Source organism: Leptospira ainlahdjerensis (assembly GCF_016919175.1).
In the GTDB taxonomy this organism is placed as follows: domain Bacteria; phylum Spirochaetota; class Leptospiria; order Leptospirales; family Leptospiraceae; genus Leptospira; species Leptospira ainlahdjerensis.
The window spans coordinates 67,195-85,484 of record NZ_JAFFPU010000044.1 but is presented as its reverse complement, the minus strand read 5'-3'; the positions used below and the strand labels follow the sequence as shown (position 1 = coordinate 85,484).

Here is an 18,290-nt window from a genome sequence, read left to right as displayed (position 1 = left end):
AAGTATGAACGAGTCGTCCTTCCTTATCAATAATTTATTGGACGACTTTTTGACTGAAATTCGAGCGTTTCTTAAATGGCTCTTGAAAAAACTCTCGAATCCGGACTTTTTCTTCTTAACCTGAGATCGAGTCCCGTACAGGCGTTTCGAAGAAAAGGCCAACCCTTTTCAGTCAAAGAAAGGAGGTTTCCCTCCCATCTAATGAGATTATCGTCTTCCATAGAAGCCAAATAGAGTCGCACATCCTCTAAAATTTGATCCGGCACTCGAACCTTACCCGTTGTTGAAAGTTGCAAGATCAACGCTCTTTGAACGAGATCTTCTGCGTCGAGTTTATGTCCCCTGAGTGTAGCGAATTTATTTTCGTGAATGTGCTTCTGATATTTTTTTACGATCTTCTCGTTCTGATGAAAACAATCCCAACTGTCGGAAATTGCAGAAACTCCGAGTCCCAAGAGCATTTCCGTAGTTTTTGTGGTATATCCCATAAAATTTCGGTGCAAAGTTCCGTTTTTTGCCGCCGCGGAGAGAGAATCCGCCTCCAAAGCGAAATGATCCATGCCGATTTCATGGTAACCCGCGTCCAGAAACATCTCCCTTGAGGCCTCATAGAGTTCCCTTTTTTCAGGACCGGATGGAAGGTCGGCTTCGGTAAAAAGCCTCTGCGCCGCTTTGATCCAAGGAACGTGAGCATAACTGTAAAATGCGATTCGATCCGGACGTAACTCGAGAGTTTTTTCGACGGTTCGTTTCATACTTTCCCAAGTTTGTTTCGGCAATCCGTAGATAAGATCGAAGTTCACGGAATTGTATCCTAAGTTTCTGGAAAGGTCGGTGATTCTTTCCGTCATTTCGAACGGTTGAGTACGATTGATAAGCCTCTGCACCTCTGGATCGAAGTCTTGAACTCCGAGGCTGATTCTTCTAAATCCGAAATCGTGCAGAACCTTGAGTTGTGTTTCTCTGGTTCTTCTCGGATCTACTTCGAGTGAAAAATCGGGCTTAGATGATACATTCATTCTTTTTAATATAGAATTTAATAAGAATTCCATGTTCTTTTCGGAAAGATAAGTGGGGCTTCCGCCGCCCAAATGAAGTTCCTTCAATTCCCGTTGTCCGATCTCCGGCACCGCAGCGAGGTAGTTTTCGAACTCTTCGAGAAGAGCTTGGATATATGGGTCTTCCACGGCGTGGTTTTTTGTGATCGAAGTATTACATCCACAAAAGGAGCATAACGTTTCACAAAAAGGAATATGGAGATACAAGGAAAGCGAAGAATCCTCCGGACTCAGACGATTTCTCACCTTGTCCAGCCATTCTTCCGTGGTCGGATTTTCGGACCAATACGGAACCGTGGGATAACTCGTATAACGTGGAGCCGGTATGTCGTATTTTGCGATCAAATCTTTTGCTGTTGTCATAGGAATGTTTCTCTTACTGTTTCTACGAATATTTTTACGTTGTCTTCGGGCGTCTTTGGCATTACGCCGTGACCGAGTCCGCAGACCCAACCGACCCTTTCCGACGGTGCGAGGTCTTGGAACGGCCTCAAATAGTCCATTAGAGTTTTCTTAAATTCTTCTCTTTCCATAAACAATAACGCCTGATCAAAGTTTCCCTGGATCATTCTCCTTTCGGTTTTAAAGACGTCTCGAAGATTCCAACGATGATCGAGTCCGTAACCCGCAAGAGAAGAAATTCTTTGTACGCTCTGAAAGTGCGGAGAAGCGGTTCCTCTGCTATAATATCCGACTTTTCCCGGGAAGGCATCGGCGAGACTTTTTACTCCGGGAACCACGATCTCCTCAAAAAGCGCCGGTGAAAGGTCCCCGCCGGCCGTATCAAAGATCATGATCAAGTCTGCCCCACCTTCCAATTGTAAGGCGATGTTTGCCTTTAAGAATTGGACGATCTCTTCCAAAAACTCTTTCCTGACATTCGTCAACGTCTTCGGAAGTGAAAGATTGCCCTCGTGTTTTCCCGCGACCGCATACGTAAACAAAGTCCAAGGACCACCCACGAATCCGATCAGAGATTTTTCTTTTGGAATTCTTTCCCGAGTCAGTTTCATCGCGTCCTTTTGAAACTGCATAAAAGAAATGGAATCTTTTACTGACTTTAACTTCGCGAGGTCTTCTTTGGACCGAATCGCAAAACCAAGTTCGGGTCCCGCATCGGTGTATTTCAATCCCATCCCTAACGCTTCCAGAGGAAAAAGAATATCGGAAAAAAGAATCGCTACGTCGAAATCAAATTCATCTACGGGACCGAAGGCGACTTCCGCGGCGAGTTCCGGAATTTTACAGAGTTCTTCGAAGGAATGTTTTTGCCGAAGGGTTTGGTAGTGTTTGTGATAACGCCCCGCCTGTCTCATCATCCATACGGGCGGAATTTTTTGTGCAATCCCTTGCAACGCGTTTAAATATCGTTCATTCGACATTTTGAATATCCCCAGTCCATTGATAACCGACTCCTCTTACCGAACGAATCGCGGCGTCTCCATCTTCACCGAAGGCTTGTCTGAGTCGCACTATCGAGTTGTCTATCGTTCTATTTGTCGGGAAGCTTTCCTCTCCCCAAAGTCTGTCCAAAATTTCGGCGCGGCTAACGGTACGATCCCGTTCGCTCACCAAAAAGTGGAGTAGGGCGCAGTCTCTTTTCGAAAGCGGAAATTCTTCCGTTCCTTTTTTGATCTGAAACCCTTGAAAATCTAATATATAATCTTTATAACGAAACTTGGATTCTTCTATGGAATGTTTATGGGATTCTAATACGTGTTTGACTCGTATCAAAAGTTCCTTGAGATGAAACGGCTTTGGAATAAATTCTTCAGCACCCAATTCAAAACCTCTCAGTCTTTCGGGAGCTCCGGCCTGCGCGGTCAAAAATAAAAACGGCGGACAATCCTTTGTTTCTTTCAATTCTTCCGCAAGCGTAAACCCGTCTCCATCGGGAAGCCTTACGTCCAGAAGAATCAAATGCGGCTTCTCGTCTTTCGCAAGTTTCTTTGCGGAAACTGCGGAGACGGTCCAGAATACTTCGTATCCTTCTTTCTGAAGTCTTTCCTGAAGAGTTTCTCCGAGAGAACGATCGTCTTCGACTAACAAGAGTTTGGCTTTCATCAAACGACCTCCGGAAGAATCAAATCCACTCTAAATCCGGAAACAACGGGGACGACTTCCATTCTTCCCTTCATCTTGTTCATCAATTTTTTTATGATATAAAGCCCGATTCCGGTTCCGCTCGTGCCCGTATGCCGATGAAAAGGGATTCCGAGAGTTTTGTATTTTCCGTCAAAACCGGTTCCGTTATCGATCACGCTGATCCAGATTTTTCCGGACGGTTTTCTTTTGGAAACCACTTCCAACGCGGTCGCCCTTCCGTGTTTGATCGCGTTCTCCGCGAGATTCTTAAAAATACTTTCAAGAGCCTTTCGATCCGCGGCCACGTTTGAGTTTTCAAGATGAGAAACGTCGATTTTTAAACTCGGGAAGTCTTCCCTGATCGAAGCAATCACCTCTTGAAGATTCGTTTTTTCTATATAAAGGATTTCTGATCTTGTAAGGCTTGCAAGATACATCGCTCGGTTCATCTGGGACTCGATACGAACCGAATCCATCAACAATCGCGAGATGAGTTTGTTTTCGCTCGGATTGGGCAATTCTTCCTGAAGACTTTCTGCTTGGAGGCGAAGGCTCGCGAGTGGAGTTTTCATCTCGTGGGTTACCGTCGAAAAAAAATCATGAATGAGTTTGTTCCTCTGAGAATCCTTATAAGAAAGCCAAATCAAAGTACTTCCGCCTAACATGAGCATGGCGAGAAAGAAATGACCTTCCATCTTGATCATTCTGCTCTGTCTTTCCAAGACGAGAAGACTTTCCGTCGCAGCGGTCCCGTCGAGTTTAGCGCTGAGTTCGGCAATCATACTCGTGAGCTTTAAGCCCAAAAGAAACCACCAGACTCCGAGAGAAAAAGTTACAAGAAGCCACACGACCGCAAAAAGAATTCTTGTATTTTTCCAAAGCGAGGACATCAGAGATTTTTCAGAGCTCTTTTGGCCGTCTCCAAAGTTTTTGAAATCACCGCATCCGTGTGCGCAAAGGAAAGAAATCCGACCTCGTATCCCGAAGGCGCGAGATAGATTCCGTTCTTTAGCAAAGCGTGAAAAACTTTTGCAAAACCTTCCTTATGATCTTCGGGAATTTTTTCGATCGTGCGGATCGGCTCCGACGTTTTTTTATGAAACCAGAACAAAGAAGAATGTGCTACCGCTTCCCATTCTCCAAGCCCGCTCCCGTTGAGAATGTTTACCATTTCTTCGGTGAAGGTTTTTGTTCTTTTTTCAAGAATGGAATAGACGTTTTCTCTTTGAGCCTTTTGCAAAGTCGCCAAACCCGCCCTCATTCCAAAAGGGCTCGCGCTCAAGGTTCCGGCTTGATAGACCGGGCCCGCAGGCGCGACAAGATCCATCAAATCCATTCTTCCGGCGTAACATCCGACCGGAAAACCTCCGCCGATGATCTTTCCATAAGTTACGAGATCCGGATTGATTCCAAGAAGACCGGCCATTCCCTGAAATCCGGTCCTAAAACCCGAAATCACTTCGTCAAAGACGACTAACGTTCCGTATTTTTTTGCAATCTCTACAATCTTCAAAATAAATTCTTTTCTTTGGATAAGAAGTCCGTAGTTAGCGGGAAGAGGTTCGATGATCAGCGCGGCGATGTCCTTTCCTTCTTTCGCGAACAAGGCTTCCACGTTTTTTTCGTCGTCCAAAGAAAGGACGAGAGTGTTTGCGATCGTGGTTGCTGAAATTCCTGCGCTGTCAGAAGAGGATTCTCCCGCGAGACCCGAACCCGCCTTTACAAGAAGAGCATCCAAGTGACCGTGATAACATCCGTCAAACTTGAGAATCTTTTCCCTTCCGGTTGCGGCGCGAGCGACACGTAACGCGCTCATTACTGCCTCGGTTCCCGAATTTACAAAACGAACCTTTTCGGCCCAAGGAATTTGGCTCGTGATAAACTCGGCGAGCTCGAGAGAATAGGGCTCGGTTGCGCCAAAACTCCAGGCAAGACCTGTCGTTTCGCGAACGACTTCTTCGACTTCCGGATCCCGATGCCCAAGAATCAGAGGACCAAAACTGAGACAATAGTCGATGTATTCTTTTCCGGAGATGTCGGTTAATGTAGCTCCGTTTGCGGAAGCGAAGAAGACGGGAGTTCCTCCGACGGAACGAAAGGAACGAACGGGAGAATGAACTCCACCGGGAGAAACCTTTTTTGCTCTTTCAAAAAGTTCTTCCGAAGATTTTCCTTTCCAAGAATTTGTGGATAAAGACGTTTGATGTTGACTCATTGAAAAATCTCCTTTCCTCTTCTAGCGGCATAAGTAATGAGATACGAGGAATGTGCTCTCGAAAAGATCTGCCATGTTTCGCGTAACGCGGCGTCGAAATCGCAAAATCCATTTTGCGCCAAGTAATGTATCGAAGCGTATTCTCCGCTTACTTGATAAGCGCCGGTTGGAAGTCCGGTTTGTTCTCGGATCGGACCGATAAGATCGATCGAAGTCATCCCGGGTTTGACCATCAGAAAGTCGGCGCCTTCTTCTTTGTCTCGAATCGAAGAAAGAATCGAATCTTCCCGATTGCGAACGTCGATCTGATACGAAGAACGATCTCCGTGCCCCGGAGCGGAATCCGCCGCCGCACGAAAGGGTCCGTAAAAATTACTCTTAAACTTCGTGGAATAACTCATCACAGGGACGTGAGAAAAACCGTTCGTATCCAAGATTCTACGATGGCTTCCGACTCTTCCGTCCATCATATCACTCGGGGCGATTCCATCGGCGCCTGACTGTGCGTAGGTGAGCGCGATCTCCGAAAGGTGTTTTACGGAAGCTGGATTGTCGATACTTCCATCCTTGTGCAAAAGACCACAATGACCGTGAGTCGTAAGAGAACACATACAAGTGTCGATCCAAAGAAACGATTCCGGGAATTCTTTTTTAAGAGATGAAATCGCACGCTCGTAAAACGGTTTTGGAATTTCAGTATTCGATTTGAGCTCCGGAACCAAAAAGAGAATAAAATGAGTCACGCCGGATTTTAGATCGGACTCGACTTGTTTCAAAACACTCGCTTCCGTATCTCTAAAAACGCCCGGAAGAGAATCCATTTTCTCTTTTTCTTTCAGACCTTCCACGATAAAGAGAGGCTGTATTAGCTTTTTGTAATTGAGACTTTCCGAAGAAGCGAGATCTCTGAGGGCGGCGTTAAGCCGAATTCTTCTCTGTTTGGTTTCCAAGCTCTGTTCCTTTGAATTCCTTGAGGCCCAAACTCGCAAGCCAGGACTCATAGTGTATAAAGATAGAAATGTTTGCGGATTCTCCCAGAACTTTTCGGATATGAGAGGAAGTAATTCCCGGTCCACAGGCGTGATTTCTGTCGCGAATCTGAGGAAACAAGGAAAGCGCTTTGTCAAACTGTGACGCGCTCATCCAAAAAAAATGAGTTTTATCGGAAAGATCCGGATGATCTTCGAGAGGAATCGTTTGATACGTAAGAACTCTTTCTAAACCGGATTCAATTTCCGTGGAACCGATGTGAGTGCATTTTACAAAATTCAAATTCTTTTCAAAGAGAGACCCTTTCGGCAACTCTTCTTCACCCAGAGCGTCCAAGGAACCGTGCACCCAAACGTCGCGTTCCGCGAGCTGTTGCCAAGTCTTGAGACCGCTTGTCCAAACAAGACCCTTGTGTTCTAAAGAAGAATCCAGATTTGGATACGCGTTTCCTCTTGTCACAAGCCAATCCCTTTGAATCAATTCTTCGGGAAGAATCTGATTTTCCTTTTTACCGTCCGCGGTGAGCACATAACCCTTGTTAGAGGGAAGGGGAGTCCTCTTTTGTTTGATCGCTTCCCCCGGAACCGGATAGGCCTTTTCCACGGACATTGCAGGCGGAGCCGAAAAAGAAAAGAATTGTTCCTCGATTTCGAGAACTTCTCCGGTATCGGTAAGTCCTCTTTGATACAAAATTTTACCGTAAGGACGTTTTAAAATTGAAACTCCGATCTTTTGATGACAACCGCCGCCGAACTTATGAAGAATTTTTCTCTCTTCTTCGACTGCGGCTACTACGTCGGAATTACTAAGGGCTTTCAAAATATCCAGAGCCCAAACGTCGTCGGTTCTGACTTCGGCCGCAACGGCGCCTTGAGCCGGAGCGGAAGGATTTAAGGACAAAGGAAAAATCTGAAAGACGGATTCTTCCAAGACTTCTTTTAAGAACTTTCGTATTTCTTGATATTCTAATTCGTCGGAATTGAGAAAGTTCGTGGACAAAAGACGATCGAGGGCGGCCTTCGCGACCACGAGCCCGTCTGCGTCCGATTCTTTCCATTTACGAACTCTTGTCTGAATATTTCCTCGCACCGGAAGAAAGATAAGATCGGAATTTTTATAACGAGACGGAAGAAACTTAGGAAGAAATTTTTTAAGATTGTATTCTCTTCTGGGAGAAGAGGTCTGAATCTTCAATTCTTCCGGAGAATGTTTTAAAAGAGAGGATTTTTTCCAGAGAAGAACGTCCCTCTGATCCGCGCGATCCAAAACTCCCAGGATCGTAGTTCCCGGATGTCCTTCCAAGTCCAGATCTTTCCAAGAATGAACGACAAGATCCACTTTGCCTTCCACGAGTTCTTTTGTGAGGTCCTGCGTAAAAACGCCTCGGGTTCCCATTTTCCAAAGAGGGGTTTGTAAGTCCTGGTCGCCCGAAGCTTCTCTAAAATAAAGTTCCACCTGTAGATCGGGAAAATTTTTTCGGAGGGCGCCGAGTACAAGATAGGTTTGGAGTCTGGCGAGAGCGCTTTTGCGGGAACCGATCTTTAGAACGCGGGACAAGTAAGATCTTCCCAGCCGAAAATAAATTGCTGCGCTTCGAGTTCCCGTTCCTCAACAATTTCGTCTAACGCAGGCTGCACCCTTTCCCGGATTTGAAGAGCTCTTTCTTCGGTTTCACGAATCGAATCCAACATCGCAGCAAAAGAAATGGAATGAATCGTATCGGGAAGTTTTTTTTCCAGAGGAACTTCTCTGAAATCTACGATCAAAGTCCCCGGATGAATCTGATCGAGATCAGGAGTCAGATCCAGAGGAGCCGCGACCACGATCGCAGAACCGTCAGCCTTCCAGTCGTTTAACAATTTCGAATTCACTTCAAACATCGCTGAAAGTTCTTCCAAGCGCGCTTTGTTTCTACCCACGAGAGTCACGTTTCGATTTTTCAACCAAGGAAGGATTTTTTCGGAAAGTTGTCCGGTCCCCAGAAGAGTTACGTGAGTTGCGTCTTTCAGATATTTATTTGCGAGTCCGCCGTAAGATTGTTCGCCGATGTTTTGAAGATAACGAGAACGAATACTTCTAGAATCCTGAATGAGGCTGTCGCGAAGCCTTGCTAAATATTCTCCAAATGCGGAAGAGGGGAGAGAAGAATTCTTAAATTTATCTCGGAATTGAGCGAGAACTTCCGTTTCACCCAAGAGTCTGGAATGAAGACCCGATATCACTTCCAAAAGAAAACGATAACCTTCGTAACCGGAATAAGTTTCCAATGTGGAAGGAAGAGCAGAAGGCCCGCCGTGAATTCGGCTGTCGGCGATCCAAATCGTGCGCATACAGGTCATCCAGGAAAAAGAATCCGGATTCTCAATCATCTCTCTGTCTTTCTGAGTAGAATGATAAACGCGAAGTGTGGACCACATATTGTTAAAAGAACTATACCAGCTTTCCTTGTTTGATTGTCAAAGAAGTGTCACCGCACGGAAAAACTTTCCGTTGACTTTATTGAGACTGATTTTCAACTTGGTCATATATGCAACTTGATATTCAGACTCAGGATTGGATCGTTTACGGAATCGTGAGTTTGACGGCGATTCGGTTGTTCTTTCCTCTTCTTTCCGTAATTCGAGAATTTACCGGAAAAACGTCTCATTCTAAAGACGAAGACTTTGGTTGTTATACACAGGCCTGCAATTCTTGCGAAGTGAAGAATACTTCAAAAGGAAACGATCCGATTCTCCACTAAAGCAAGAGCGACTCCGTCTTCTTCATTGCTGTATCGCGTAACGTGCTTCGTGGAACTCTTGATTTCTGGAACCGCATTTTTCATCGCAAATCCGAATCCGCTATGAATCAACATTTCGAGATCGTTTCTTTCGTCTCCGAAGGAAACGACACCATTCCCATCTAAACCCTTTAAGGAAAGAAAACGAGAAATTCCGGACCACTTGGAAACGGAGAAGTTGATGATTTCCACACAATAGGCGACGCCGGGAATCTTTGTAAGAATACAACGAAGATCGGAGGCTCCGGGTAACGCGGAAATTTTTTGAACGAGAGAATCCAAATCTTCCCTTTGGAGCGATAAAAAACAAACCACAAGAATTTTATCGAGTTCGAGAGAAAGAAAATCTCCGATGGAGCGAGTTCGAGAAAGATCGCCCCCGGAGTAGTTATGATAGATTTCGCTCGTGATCGGAACTTCGGTGAGCATATCGACGCCGTCTTCAAAACGATCGACGTGAAGAATCGGAGGCGTATGAAATTCTTTTCCTAAAAGAAGGATATCATAGACGAGCTTCGGTTCGAGATAACTCTCCGAGATTCGTTCCGCGCTTGGAGAATGTCTTAAAATTTGCCCGTTGTTGGAAACGACATGAACGTCTCCTTTGAATTCTTTCGCAAAAGAAAAGGTGGAGAAAAATCTTCTTCCGGTCGCGATCACAAGATTCTTTCCTTGGTCGATCGCCTTTTGCAAAACGGCGTGGGTGAGGGGAGAAATCTTACTTTTAGAATTGAGAAGAGTTCCGTCCAAATCGACTGCGATCGTATGAATTTGAGAAGGATCAAAAGACATGTTTTGTTTCAGGAAATCGGAAAGGAGAATTTAGAGAAAGGAGTTTTTGTCTCTGAGATTGGAATGCGAAATTCGGCCTTGCGATTTTTTGCACGGCGGATCGGACAGGAGTAGGAAGAAGAACCGGACGAACCGATCCAAAAGTAAGAATGTCCGCATTCGAAAGCTGGAACTTTTGTCGATTCGTTTTCGGAAGCGTTTGTTGTCGGAGATACGACACTGGAGATTTTTGCTTACGAAAAGTGAGATTCTGTGATAGATATAAAGGCGTTCGATTTTTTCCTGCGACGCGATCCATAGAGAGCGTCGCATTGAGTTCACGCGATCCATAGAGAGCGTCCTCCGCCCATTTTCAGCCATAACTTACCGGCAGGGACAGCAACGAGAACGGTTTTTGTTAGAGTTCCTACACTGAGATTTGCGCTTGCAAAATTAGAATTTTGTGATAAAGGAAAGTTTCCGGAATTTTTCCGCCACCCACCCCTCCACCCAAATTTTGGGCGGGGCGCGCGACTTTTTACGGAAGAGTAGGAACTCCTACAAAAATCCACGAGCAGACCCCAAAAAGAGGAGGACTCGGATCGATCTCTCTTTGTCGAAAAGAAAGATTCTTATCATTTCTACCCTATCCCATTCCTCAAAACCGTTTCGAAAAAAAACGGGAAGAAACTTTCTTTTTCCGACAGAACTCAAAAAACTGGAATCTAAAGAATCAAGAAGATGGAACTCAGCTTAGCATATTCCCCCTGCCCAAACGATACGTTTTTATTTTATCACCTTACGCACGGAAAGGCTTCGAATCAATTTCAAATCCGAGAAGAACTTCACGACGTAGAAGAATTGAACCGCGCCGCGTTTTTAGGAAAGTATCAGACCACAAAACTTTCCTTTGCGGCTTACTTTTCGGTCATGGATCAATATTCCATTCTCGACTCGGGATCCGCCCTGGGACGGAACTGCGGCCCTCTCCTCGTATTTAAAAAAGGGAAGAATTTTGAATCCGTGAGAGGAAAAAAAATTCTTATCCCTGGAGAATTCACAACCGCAAATCTTCTCTTAAAATTATTTCTCAAGAATGACTTTCAAGCGGAGGCGGTTCGATACGATAAGATCATTCCTCTTCTCTTGTCCGGAGAAGCCGACTTCGGAGTTTTGATTCACGAAGAACGTTTCACCTACGAAAGACAAGGACTTGAAAAACTTCAGGATCTCGGGGAATGGTGGGAAGAAACTACCGGAAAACACATTCCGTTAGGCGCCATCGCAATCCGAAGAGACCTGGATCCGACTCTAAAATTAGACTTTGACAACGCCCTCAAAAAAAGCCTCGATCTCGGCTATGAGAACAGAGAAGAAACTTACAAATATATCCTCAAACATTCTCAAGACACGACGCGAGAAGTTGTAGATGCGCACATCGCCTTGTATGTAAACGAATTCACTCGCTCTCTTGGAACAGAGGGAAAAGAAGCCATCCTGGAACTCTATCGCAGAGGAGTAGAAGCCGGCTTTTTGCCGGGTGACAAAGAGAGGAGTTTGTTTTAAAGAAGAAAGGTTAAAGAACCTTTTCTTTTCCAGCGCAGAACAACTTTTTTAAGTAACGATCCAAACGAACCGACGCGAAGATCTATTCTTACTTTCAATCTTGGAAAAACAGAACCGTCGTAACAACGACAATCTTCCCCTAAAAAACGTGCGGCCCCCACCCTCGTTGGGTGGAGGAGGTGGGCTGGTGGGAAAAATTAGGGAAATTCTCCTTATCACAGAAATCTTCCTTCGTAAAGAAAAATTCCCTTATTCTTCCCTTGTCGGAACTCCGACAAAAGAGAAAAATTCCTCTCGCTCAGGAAAAGACCTCCTTAAAAAAGTAGGAACTCCTTCTTTTATCCCTTCAATTCCCTCACGATATCATAGCTCGCGTGCGACTGATTCAGAGTATAAAGTTGAATCCCAGGCACGCCCATTTCCAAAAGTTCCCTGCATTGTTTCACGGAGAAGTTTAAACTTCTCCTGTAAAATTCCTCGGGACGATGTTCCACTTCCTGCAAATCTTCGATCAAAGAAGAAGGAAACTCGCAACCCGCCAGCGACTTAAATCTTTCGATCTGAGAAAAGGAAGTGATCGGCATAATGCCCGGAATCACTGGAATCTGAATTCCGACCTTTCTCACTAAGTTGAGAAAATTCTCAAAGGCAGAATTCATAAAAAAAAGCTGAGAAACTAAAAAGTCGGTTCCCGCATCGACTTTCAATTTGAGATGTCGAACGTCTTCTTCCAAAGACTTTGCACTCGGATGTTTTTCTGGGTAACAGCCGCCTCCGATACAAAAATCCATCTTCTCGGAACGAATAAAAGAAATCAGTTCCGTCGCGTTCTCAAAACCGCCCGGAGTTTTTCTAAATTCTCCTTCGCCTCTTGGGGGATCTCCGCGAAGGGCCATCAAGTTTACGATTCCTTTGGAACGAATTCCTTTTAGAATTTCTCGAATCTGATCTTGATTCGCACCCACACAGGTAAAATGAGAAGCCGTAGGAACCGAATAATTCTTAGAAATTTCAGTTACGATTTGAACCGTCTTGTCTCTTGTAGAACCGCCTGCGCCGTAAGTCACTGTAACGAAGTCGGGATTCACGCGAGATAATTCTTTCACGGTCTCCATCAATTTCAGATCCCCTTCCGGAGTTTTCGGAGGGAAGAATTCAAACGAATACACTGGCCCCTTCGCGGAGCCGTAAATTTCAGATATTTTTTTCATAAAATCTCGATCATTGAAAACAAAGAAGAATTTGAATCTGACCTCTTCCCGAGCGAAGCGGGGTTAAGGCCTTTCCAAAAAGAGAACCCGGACGAAGGGATTCTGCCGAAATTCGAACAGCGTGCCCGCCGGTCAAACCGGTCACAAGCAAACTTCCTGGTTGAATCGGATACGAAGACGCATCCGCGTTTACGGTTACGACACCCGAAACCGCAACCAGCCAATGAGAACCGTCAGCCGGAGCCGATTCTCCAAAAAGTAGGGCGGCCGATTTAACGGCAACTCCAATCGCATTCGTCGCGTTAGCCGTCTTTGCTTTTTGCAAACGTCCATCTTCTCCCATCGCCAAAATATCACCTTCTCCAATCACGTCCGATGGATTTACAGGGAAAAATCTCGCGATACAATCCGCATTCTTTCCCGTCGAAATTCGAACACTTCCGGAAAATTCGGATTCTCCTTCCGCAAGAAACGCTTTACCGGAACCGGTTTCACCTAAAGAAGGAATCCCTTTCCCGTTTGCGAAAAGTGCCACTCCGGATCTGGAATGAAAGATTCCGCCAAATCCTCGTTTGGCGAGCCCAAGAACTCCCGCCGAATCCTGGTCGCCGGAAGAGGCATCCCCTCGAACTCCAAATTTTTCACCGTATCCGATCAAACCCGCGTTACGCGCAGATCCAACAATGCCCGCGCCTTTTTCACTTTCGTTTCTTCCGTAAATCGGCGCGTGATTTTCGGGAGGAGGTGCGATGTTCGTATAAGCCGCTTCCGTGCTTCCTTTTACTTTTAAGAATCCGGTATGAGAACTAAAGTCGTGATCCAACGGAGCGTATTCGTGAGTGTGCGGTTTTGGATCTCTTTTGTCGGACAATCTCGGGTCGTCGGAAGAAACCACTTTTCCAGGAGCGTTATTTCCTAAGGTCGCGATTTCCACGATTCCCGGATAAGAAGTGGTCGCGTTTCGAAGTCGTTTATCATTTCCCTGAACGACAACGCCTTCTTTGGATTCCCCGGATTGTGCGAGTTGGACGATTCCGTAAGATTCCGTGCTGGCGATTTTTAGGCGCTTATCGTCCCCTTGAACGGCCGCCTCGGAAGAATCTTCTCCGCTCTTTGCAAAACGAACGATCCCTGGAAATTCCGTATTTGCTTTTCGGATTCTCGGATCATCAGCGGTCACGGCCTTTCCCGGTTCCGATGCTCCTGGTTCGGAAAGAATCGCTAAGCCGTATTTTTTTGTGGTCGCGATCTTCAGACGATCGTCGTTTCCTTGAACGGCAACTCCGTCTTTGGTCTCCCCGTTTTCAGCCAATTCCACAATTCCAAGACTGGAAACCGTTGCCGCTTTCAAGCGATCGTCATTTCCTTGAACAACTCTTTCCGCCCGATTTTCGCCATTAGAAGCAAGACGGACCAAGCCGTGTGCGAGTTCGGTCGCGTGTTTCAGTCGTTTATCATTTCCTTGAACGACAACACCTTCTTTGTCTTCTCCGTCTCCGGCGAGTTCTACGATTCCTTTGTATTCGGTAGAAGAATCTCTCAACCTTCTGTCGTTTGATTGAACCGCAACCCCTTCGGAATTTTCACCGTCTACCGCGAGACGAACCAAACCCGAACGAAGCACGGTCGCATACGGAAGAGGTTCGGAAGTCGGTTTGTTTGTAAGATCGCTCAAGTGCGGAGTCGCATAGAGTTCCAACTCCACGATCTTTGTCTGATAGAATTCTTGACCTTTTTTTTCTTTCTGACGCGCCACGAGTTTCAGATAACGCACGTTAGTCGGAAGGAATCTCCATTGATACCAAACTCCGGGTTCGGATAAGAATTGATTTTCTTCCAACAACTGATTCCAGGAAAGATCATCTTCGCTGTAATATACGGTAAATCTTTCCGGAAAACAAACCGGGTCCGTTTTGGAAGTAAGAAGTCGGAGCTCGTTCACGCGGCTGATCGATCCGAGGTCGGTAAGAAAAAATTCTTCTCCTGGTTTGGAAACTTCCTTCGATGCCCATCCGTAGTCGGGTCTTTGATCGATGAGATTTTCTTTTACCCAAAAACGGTCCTGTTCGGAACTGACGTTGATTTTTACGATTCCCGAAATTCCAACCTCTAACTGCCCAAGAGAAACCTTGTATTTTCCGGAACTGTCTTTCTCGGAAACCTGGCTAATCAATTTTAAGAATTTGGCCTGAACGAGAGAAAAATTCCATTGTCCGACCTTTTGGTTTAAACGCCGAAACCCGGTCTCTTGAAGAATCGGTTCCCAGACGATTCCGTCCATGGAAATTTCAAAACGAAACGTATCCGGAAAAAAGGCAAGTTCCTGCGGATTGGAATGAAGTCGGATTTGATTCAAACTCGAGATTCCATCCAGATGCAAGGTAAGGGCGGAGATTCCGGGAGAATCTTTGGTTTCAGTATAGCGTAAAAGTTTTCCTTCTTTTAAATCATAAGTTCCGGAGGATTTGATTTCCCGGATTTTTAAGGGGCCGGGGTGGCTGATTCGAATCGATTCAGAGTTCATTCAAGGTTTGTCCTGGTTCTCTTTTTAATATTTAGAGGAAATAGTTCGGTTTTCTTCGGTTTTTGCGGAAAATATAACCAATATCGGAGGACGGATTTCCTCTGTGAAGTACTTTGCTATGATCATTCGCAAGGACTCCGGAACGTTGTCCAATACACAAAGAGTTCTTCCATCCGGTTCGACTCGGACCTGTTCCAAAATTTCCACGCTGGAACGAGTCAATCTTTCTCGCGACCAAAGTAAAAATCCCTTCCATGTCGGATCTTTTGCATTGGATTCGGAAACGTTTTGATTAAATTCAGGCATCGGGACCGAGTCCGGCGCCGCCATCAGATTCTTACAAATCCCTTGCACGTATCTCAGATTTGCTTCCATTCCCCGTAATTTTGCAATGGCAAGCGCCTCGGATAAAAGGGAGCTCCCGTATTTTTCTTCCAACAAAGATAAACTCAAGGGTGCATTCTTTTTTCCTGGTTCTTGATTTTGATTGTTGGTAATTGTTATATTGATATGGTTTGGGGATCCTTCTGAGGCCCCCTGGGGATTCTTTTTTGATCCCTCAAGGGAATCCATTTCGCCACTCCTGGGGTATCCGGAATTATACCCCTGAGGTGGAATTTTGGAACCGGGGTAGTTGAAGCAAAAATAATACCGAGAACTGGTATGCCCCGTTCCCGGGGTAACCTGAAGAAGTCCCGCCTGGATGAGATCTCTCTTTCCTTGGATGATTGATTTTTTTGTCTTGAACCCGGTTAATTTCAGGAGAATGTCCGTGCTCGGCCAGACCGGCTTAAAATGTTGGTCGCTAAATTTAAGCAGGACCAAATACAACGTTTTGGCCGCCGAAGATAGGCTGGCCCAAACGCCGGAATCAATGATATCGGCAAAAAATTTGATGTATGGATAATGCTCGCCCATTTCCCTTCGGAACCCTCCTTTTAGGAAAGTACATTAATTTTAAGCAAAAGTTCCGAAGGGAGTTGACATTATCGGACATAATGATACTTATGTCTCATCCAACAACATTCCTTCGGGAAAATCCGGCCCCTGGTTATCCAGGGGAATTTTTTTGTCCGGATCTAAATTGAATACGCCTTCGGCCTGAATCCTTTCGGAATGAGGCTTCGTACTATATTTCCGTTTACTATATTATGTCACATTAAACTCGTTGTCGTGACTTTGTCAATCTCATTGACCCGTTTCTAATCGTTTTTGGAAAATTCTTTTGCTAAGTACCTGTATGTACTTATTCTAATGTCGCTTAACAAAATTATTAAACGACATGAAGGAGTTATTCGGATTCGAATTTCTTTCGAATTTCTTTTTTTACCAACTTGAGAATTTCGCCCAAGAGTTCGTCGTTTTCCGAGCTGATCTGAATGAGCCCCGGTTTTTTTGTGATCTTGTATTCTATAGATTTGGAAACCGGTGTTTTGGAATTTGCGGCGATGGCTGGCTTGGAAGAGAATAGGCCTTCGTCTTCCCGGTTAAACGATTTTGCATCCTTGACCGTCTTTAAGGCCCCGGTTGAAAATAAATTTAAGAATTCGGGAAAGGTGCCTTTTCTAGAAGCGGAGACGGCTTGGATCAATAGATTCTTGCTTTCAATTCCGGCGTCCTTACAGGATCTGAGTTCGTCTTTTGTAAGGTCTGAAATTCCCAGGAGCTCAGTCATATAACTTCTGCTTTTTCCAAAAAGAGTCGCGAGTTCTTGGTCGGTGTATTTGAAGCTGATTTTTAAATGGGACATCGCCTCGACTTCTTCATAAGGAGAAAGGTTTTCTCTCTGAAGATTTTCTATGATCGCGAGACGGAAGGTTTCTTTTTCGTCTCGGTCTAAAATTTTACATTCTACCTCGGTCCAGTTGAGTTGTTTGGCCGCATGAAATCTTCTTTCTCCGGCTACGATTCTGTAGTGCTCGTCTTCTGGATTTTGTTTTGTGACGATGATCGGCTGAAGAAGCCCGTCCTTGTCCAAACTTCGAGCCAAGTCCTCGACGCCTTTTTTTCTATCTTGTCTCGGTTGGTTGTCGGAAGGAAGAATTTTATCCAATCGAATCTTTCGAATCGTTCCTTCTAACTTTTCCGCCTGGAATACGTCGGCGAGGGAACCTAATCTTTTACTTTTTGAGCTCATTCAAAAACTCCTCAATAAACCCTTCGTATTCCTGTGCTTGTTTGCTCGATTTGTTATATTCGAATACCGATTTCTTGGCGAGGTGAGATTCTCCGACGGCGACTCCGTCGGAAATGCTGGTCTCAAAAATCCGGAAATATTTTGTCAGCACGGGTACGATGGTTTTTGTCAAAAGTGTTTGTGGCTTGAGTTGGGTGATAAGTGCGCCTAAAATTTCCAGATTAGGGTTGATCCTTTTTTTGATGCTTGTGATTGTCTGTTGAAGTCCTACAATTCCATCGACCGAAAACTTTTCCGCTTGGAGTGGAATGATCACGTAGTTCGAACCTACAAGCGCGTTGATCGTGAAGATCGAAAGGCTCGGCGGACAATCGATGATGCAAAAATCAAAACCTTCCAATCCTTGGAGCGCGTCTCTCAAAATATAGGGAGCATCCACGGAACTTCCGGAAAGTGTTTCCACTTCGGCGAGATTCGTTTTGGAAGGAGCTAAAAAAAGATTCGGAAGTTTGGTATCTACCATGATTTCTTTGATATTCATCCGGGAGTTAAAAACTCCGTGCATGGATTTATCCAGTGTCTCCGGGTTGATAAAAATGCCAGTCGAGTTTGCCTGAGGATCGATGTCGACGAGCAAGGTTTTTTTTCCTCTTCTCGCGAGCCCCATGGACAAGTTGAGAGAAGTGGTTGTTTTTCCCTCTCCGCCTTTCTGGTTTGCAATGGATACAACTATCATGATTCTACCTTATATTCTATTGTCGGACATCCGACATCGATTCCTTATCAAGACCTAATTTTGAATGATAAGAATTTTGATTTTTGAAAAATTTCCGTGTTCTCGTGCTTTGAAAAGAAGAGTTTGCGCTCGGTTTCGAAGACCTTTTTTTGGCATCTTGAGTTTTAGAATTTGTCTTTTAGAAAGTTCAATTTTAAAAAACGAGAGAAACGATCTTC

Annotated in this window: 16 protein-coding genes; 2 read left to right on the top strand and 14 right to left on the bottom strand. The window is 45.1% G+C overall.

Annotated features, from left to right (window positions below):
• Positions 1-71 precede the first annotated feature (71 nt).
• Genes hemN through JWG45_RS12815 form a run of 8 tightly spaced genes read right to left on the bottom strand, consistent with a single transcriptional unit; the run spans position 72 to position 8,765 of the window.
• Positions 72-1,421 carry an oxygen-independent coproporphyrinogen III oxidase gene (hemN, locus tag JWG45_RS12850; protein WP_205280089.1) on the bottom strand — a complete coding sequence of 450 codons (1,350 nt, stop codon included), beginning with the start codon at positions 1,419-1,421 and terminating at the stop codon, positions 72-74.
• Positions 1,418-2,440, bottom strand: a complete 1,023-nt coding sequence (locus JWG45_RS12845; RefSeq protein ID WP_205280088.1) for a uroporphyrinogen decarboxylase family protein — start codon at positions 2,438-2,440, stop codon at positions 1,418-1,420. Before JWG45_RS12845 ends, hemN begins: the two co-directional genes overlap by 4 nt.
• Positions 2,430-3,122 carry a response regulator transcription factor gene (locus JWG45_RS12840; RefSeq protein WP_205280087.1) on the bottom strand — a complete coding sequence of 231 codons (693 nt, stop codon included), beginning with the start codon at positions 3,120-3,122 and terminating at the stop codon, positions 2,430-2,432. Before JWG45_RS12840 ends, JWG45_RS12845 begins: the two co-directional genes overlap by 11 nt.
• A complete protein-coding gene (locus JWG45_RS12835; RefSeq protein ID WP_205280086.1) occupies positions 3,122-4,033 on the bottom strand; it encodes a sensor histidine kinase in 912 nt (303 codons plus the stop codon). The genes JWG45_RS12840 and JWG45_RS12835 overlap by 1 nt, the downstream gene beginning before the upstream one ends.
• Entirely contained in the window at positions 4,033-5,358 is a 1,326-nt protein-coding gene (hemL, locus tag JWG45_RS12830) for a glutamate-1-semialdehyde 2,1-aminomutase (RefSeq protein WP_205280085.1), read from the bottom strand. The genes JWG45_RS12835 and hemL overlap by 1 nt, the downstream gene beginning before the upstream one ends.
• Positions 5,355-6,308, bottom strand: coding sequence for a porphobilinogen synthase (gene hemB / locus JWG45_RS12825; protein WP_205280084.1), 954 nt, complete (start codon positions 6,306-6,308; stop codon positions 5,355-5,357). The genes hemL and hemB overlap by 4 nt, the downstream gene beginning before the upstream one ends.
• Positions 6,277-7,905 carry a hydroxymethylbilane synthase gene (gene hemC, locus JWG45_RS12820; RefSeq protein WP_205280083.1) on the bottom strand — a complete coding sequence of 543 codons (1,629 nt, stop codon included), beginning with the start codon at positions 7,903-7,905 and terminating at the stop codon, positions 6,277-6,279. Before hemC ends, hemB begins: the two co-directional genes overlap by 32 nt.
• On the bottom strand, positions 7,890-8,765 hold the full coding sequence (locus tag JWG45_RS12815) for a Rossmann-fold NAD(P)-binding domain-containing protein (protein WP_205280082.1): 876 nt from the start codon (positions 8,763-8,765) through the stop codon (positions 7,890-7,892). The genes hemC and JWG45_RS12815 overlap by 16 nt, the downstream gene beginning before the upstream one ends.
• Positions 8,766-8,875: 110 nt before the next feature.
• Between JWG45_RS12815 and JWG45_RS12810 the strand changes: the two genes are divergently transcribed.
• Positions 8,876-9,088 carry a hypothetical protein gene (locus tag JWG45_RS12810; RefSeq protein WP_205280081.1) on the top strand — a complete coding sequence of 71 codons (213 nt, stop codon included), beginning with the start codon at positions 8,876-8,878 and terminating at the stop codon, positions 9,086-9,088.
• Here the strand turns inward: JWG45_RS12810 and JWG45_RS12805 are convergent.
• Positions 9,059-9,919: an HAD family hydrolase gene (locus JWG45_RS12805; protein WP_205280080.1), complete on the bottom strand. Its 861-nt coding sequence runs from the start codon at positions 9,917-9,919 to the stop codon at positions 9,059-9,061. The two genes, JWG45_RS12810 and JWG45_RS12805, sit on opposite strands and share 30 nt — an antisense overlap.
• Before the next feature lie 720 nt (positions 9,920-10,639).
• Between JWG45_RS12805 and JWG45_RS12800 the strand changes: the two genes are divergently transcribed.
• Entirely contained in the window at positions 10,640-11,464 is an 825-nt protein-coding gene (locus JWG45_RS12800; RefSeq protein ID WP_205280079.1) for a 1,4-dihydroxy-6-naphthoate synthase, read from the top strand.
• Positions 11,465-11,802: 338 nt separating this feature from the next.
• On the opposite strand, the gene metF is transcribed toward JWG45_RS12800, so the two are convergent.
• The 5 genes from metF to JWG45_RS12775 form a co-directional block, all read right to left on the bottom strand.
• Entirely contained in the window at positions 11,803-12,675 is an 873-nt protein-coding gene (gene metF / locus JWG45_RS12795; protein WP_205280078.1) for a methylenetetrahydrofolate reductase [NAD(P)H], read from the bottom strand.
• Between the two features lie 10 nt (positions 12,676-12,685).
• Positions 12,686-15,199 (bottom strand): discoidin domain-containing protein, encoded by a 2,514-nt coding sequence (locus tag JWG45_RS12790; RefSeq protein WP_205280077.1) that lies wholly within the window; start codon positions 15,197-15,199, stop codon positions 12,686-12,688.
• A 24-nt stretch (positions 15,200-15,223) separates the two neighbouring features.
• Positions 15,224-16,117, bottom strand: a complete 894-nt coding sequence (locus JWG45_RS12785; RefSeq protein ID WP_205280076.1) for a helix-turn-helix domain-containing protein — start codon at positions 16,115-16,117, stop codon at positions 15,224-15,226.
• A gap of 373 nt (positions 16,118-16,490) precedes the next feature.
• Complete coding sequence (locus JWG45_RS12780; RefSeq protein WP_205280075.1) at positions 16,491-17,336, bottom strand: ParB/RepB/Spo0J family partition protein; 846 nt, start codon at positions 17,334-17,336, stop codon at positions 16,491-16,493.
• Positions 17,320-18,072, bottom strand: a complete 753-nt coding sequence (locus JWG45_RS12775; protein ID WP_205280074.1) for a ParA family protein — start codon at positions 18,070-18,072, stop codon at positions 17,320-17,322. Before JWG45_RS12775 ends, JWG45_RS12780 begins: the two co-directional genes overlap by 17 nt.
• Between the last annotated feature and the right edge of the window lie 218 nt (positions 18,073-18,290).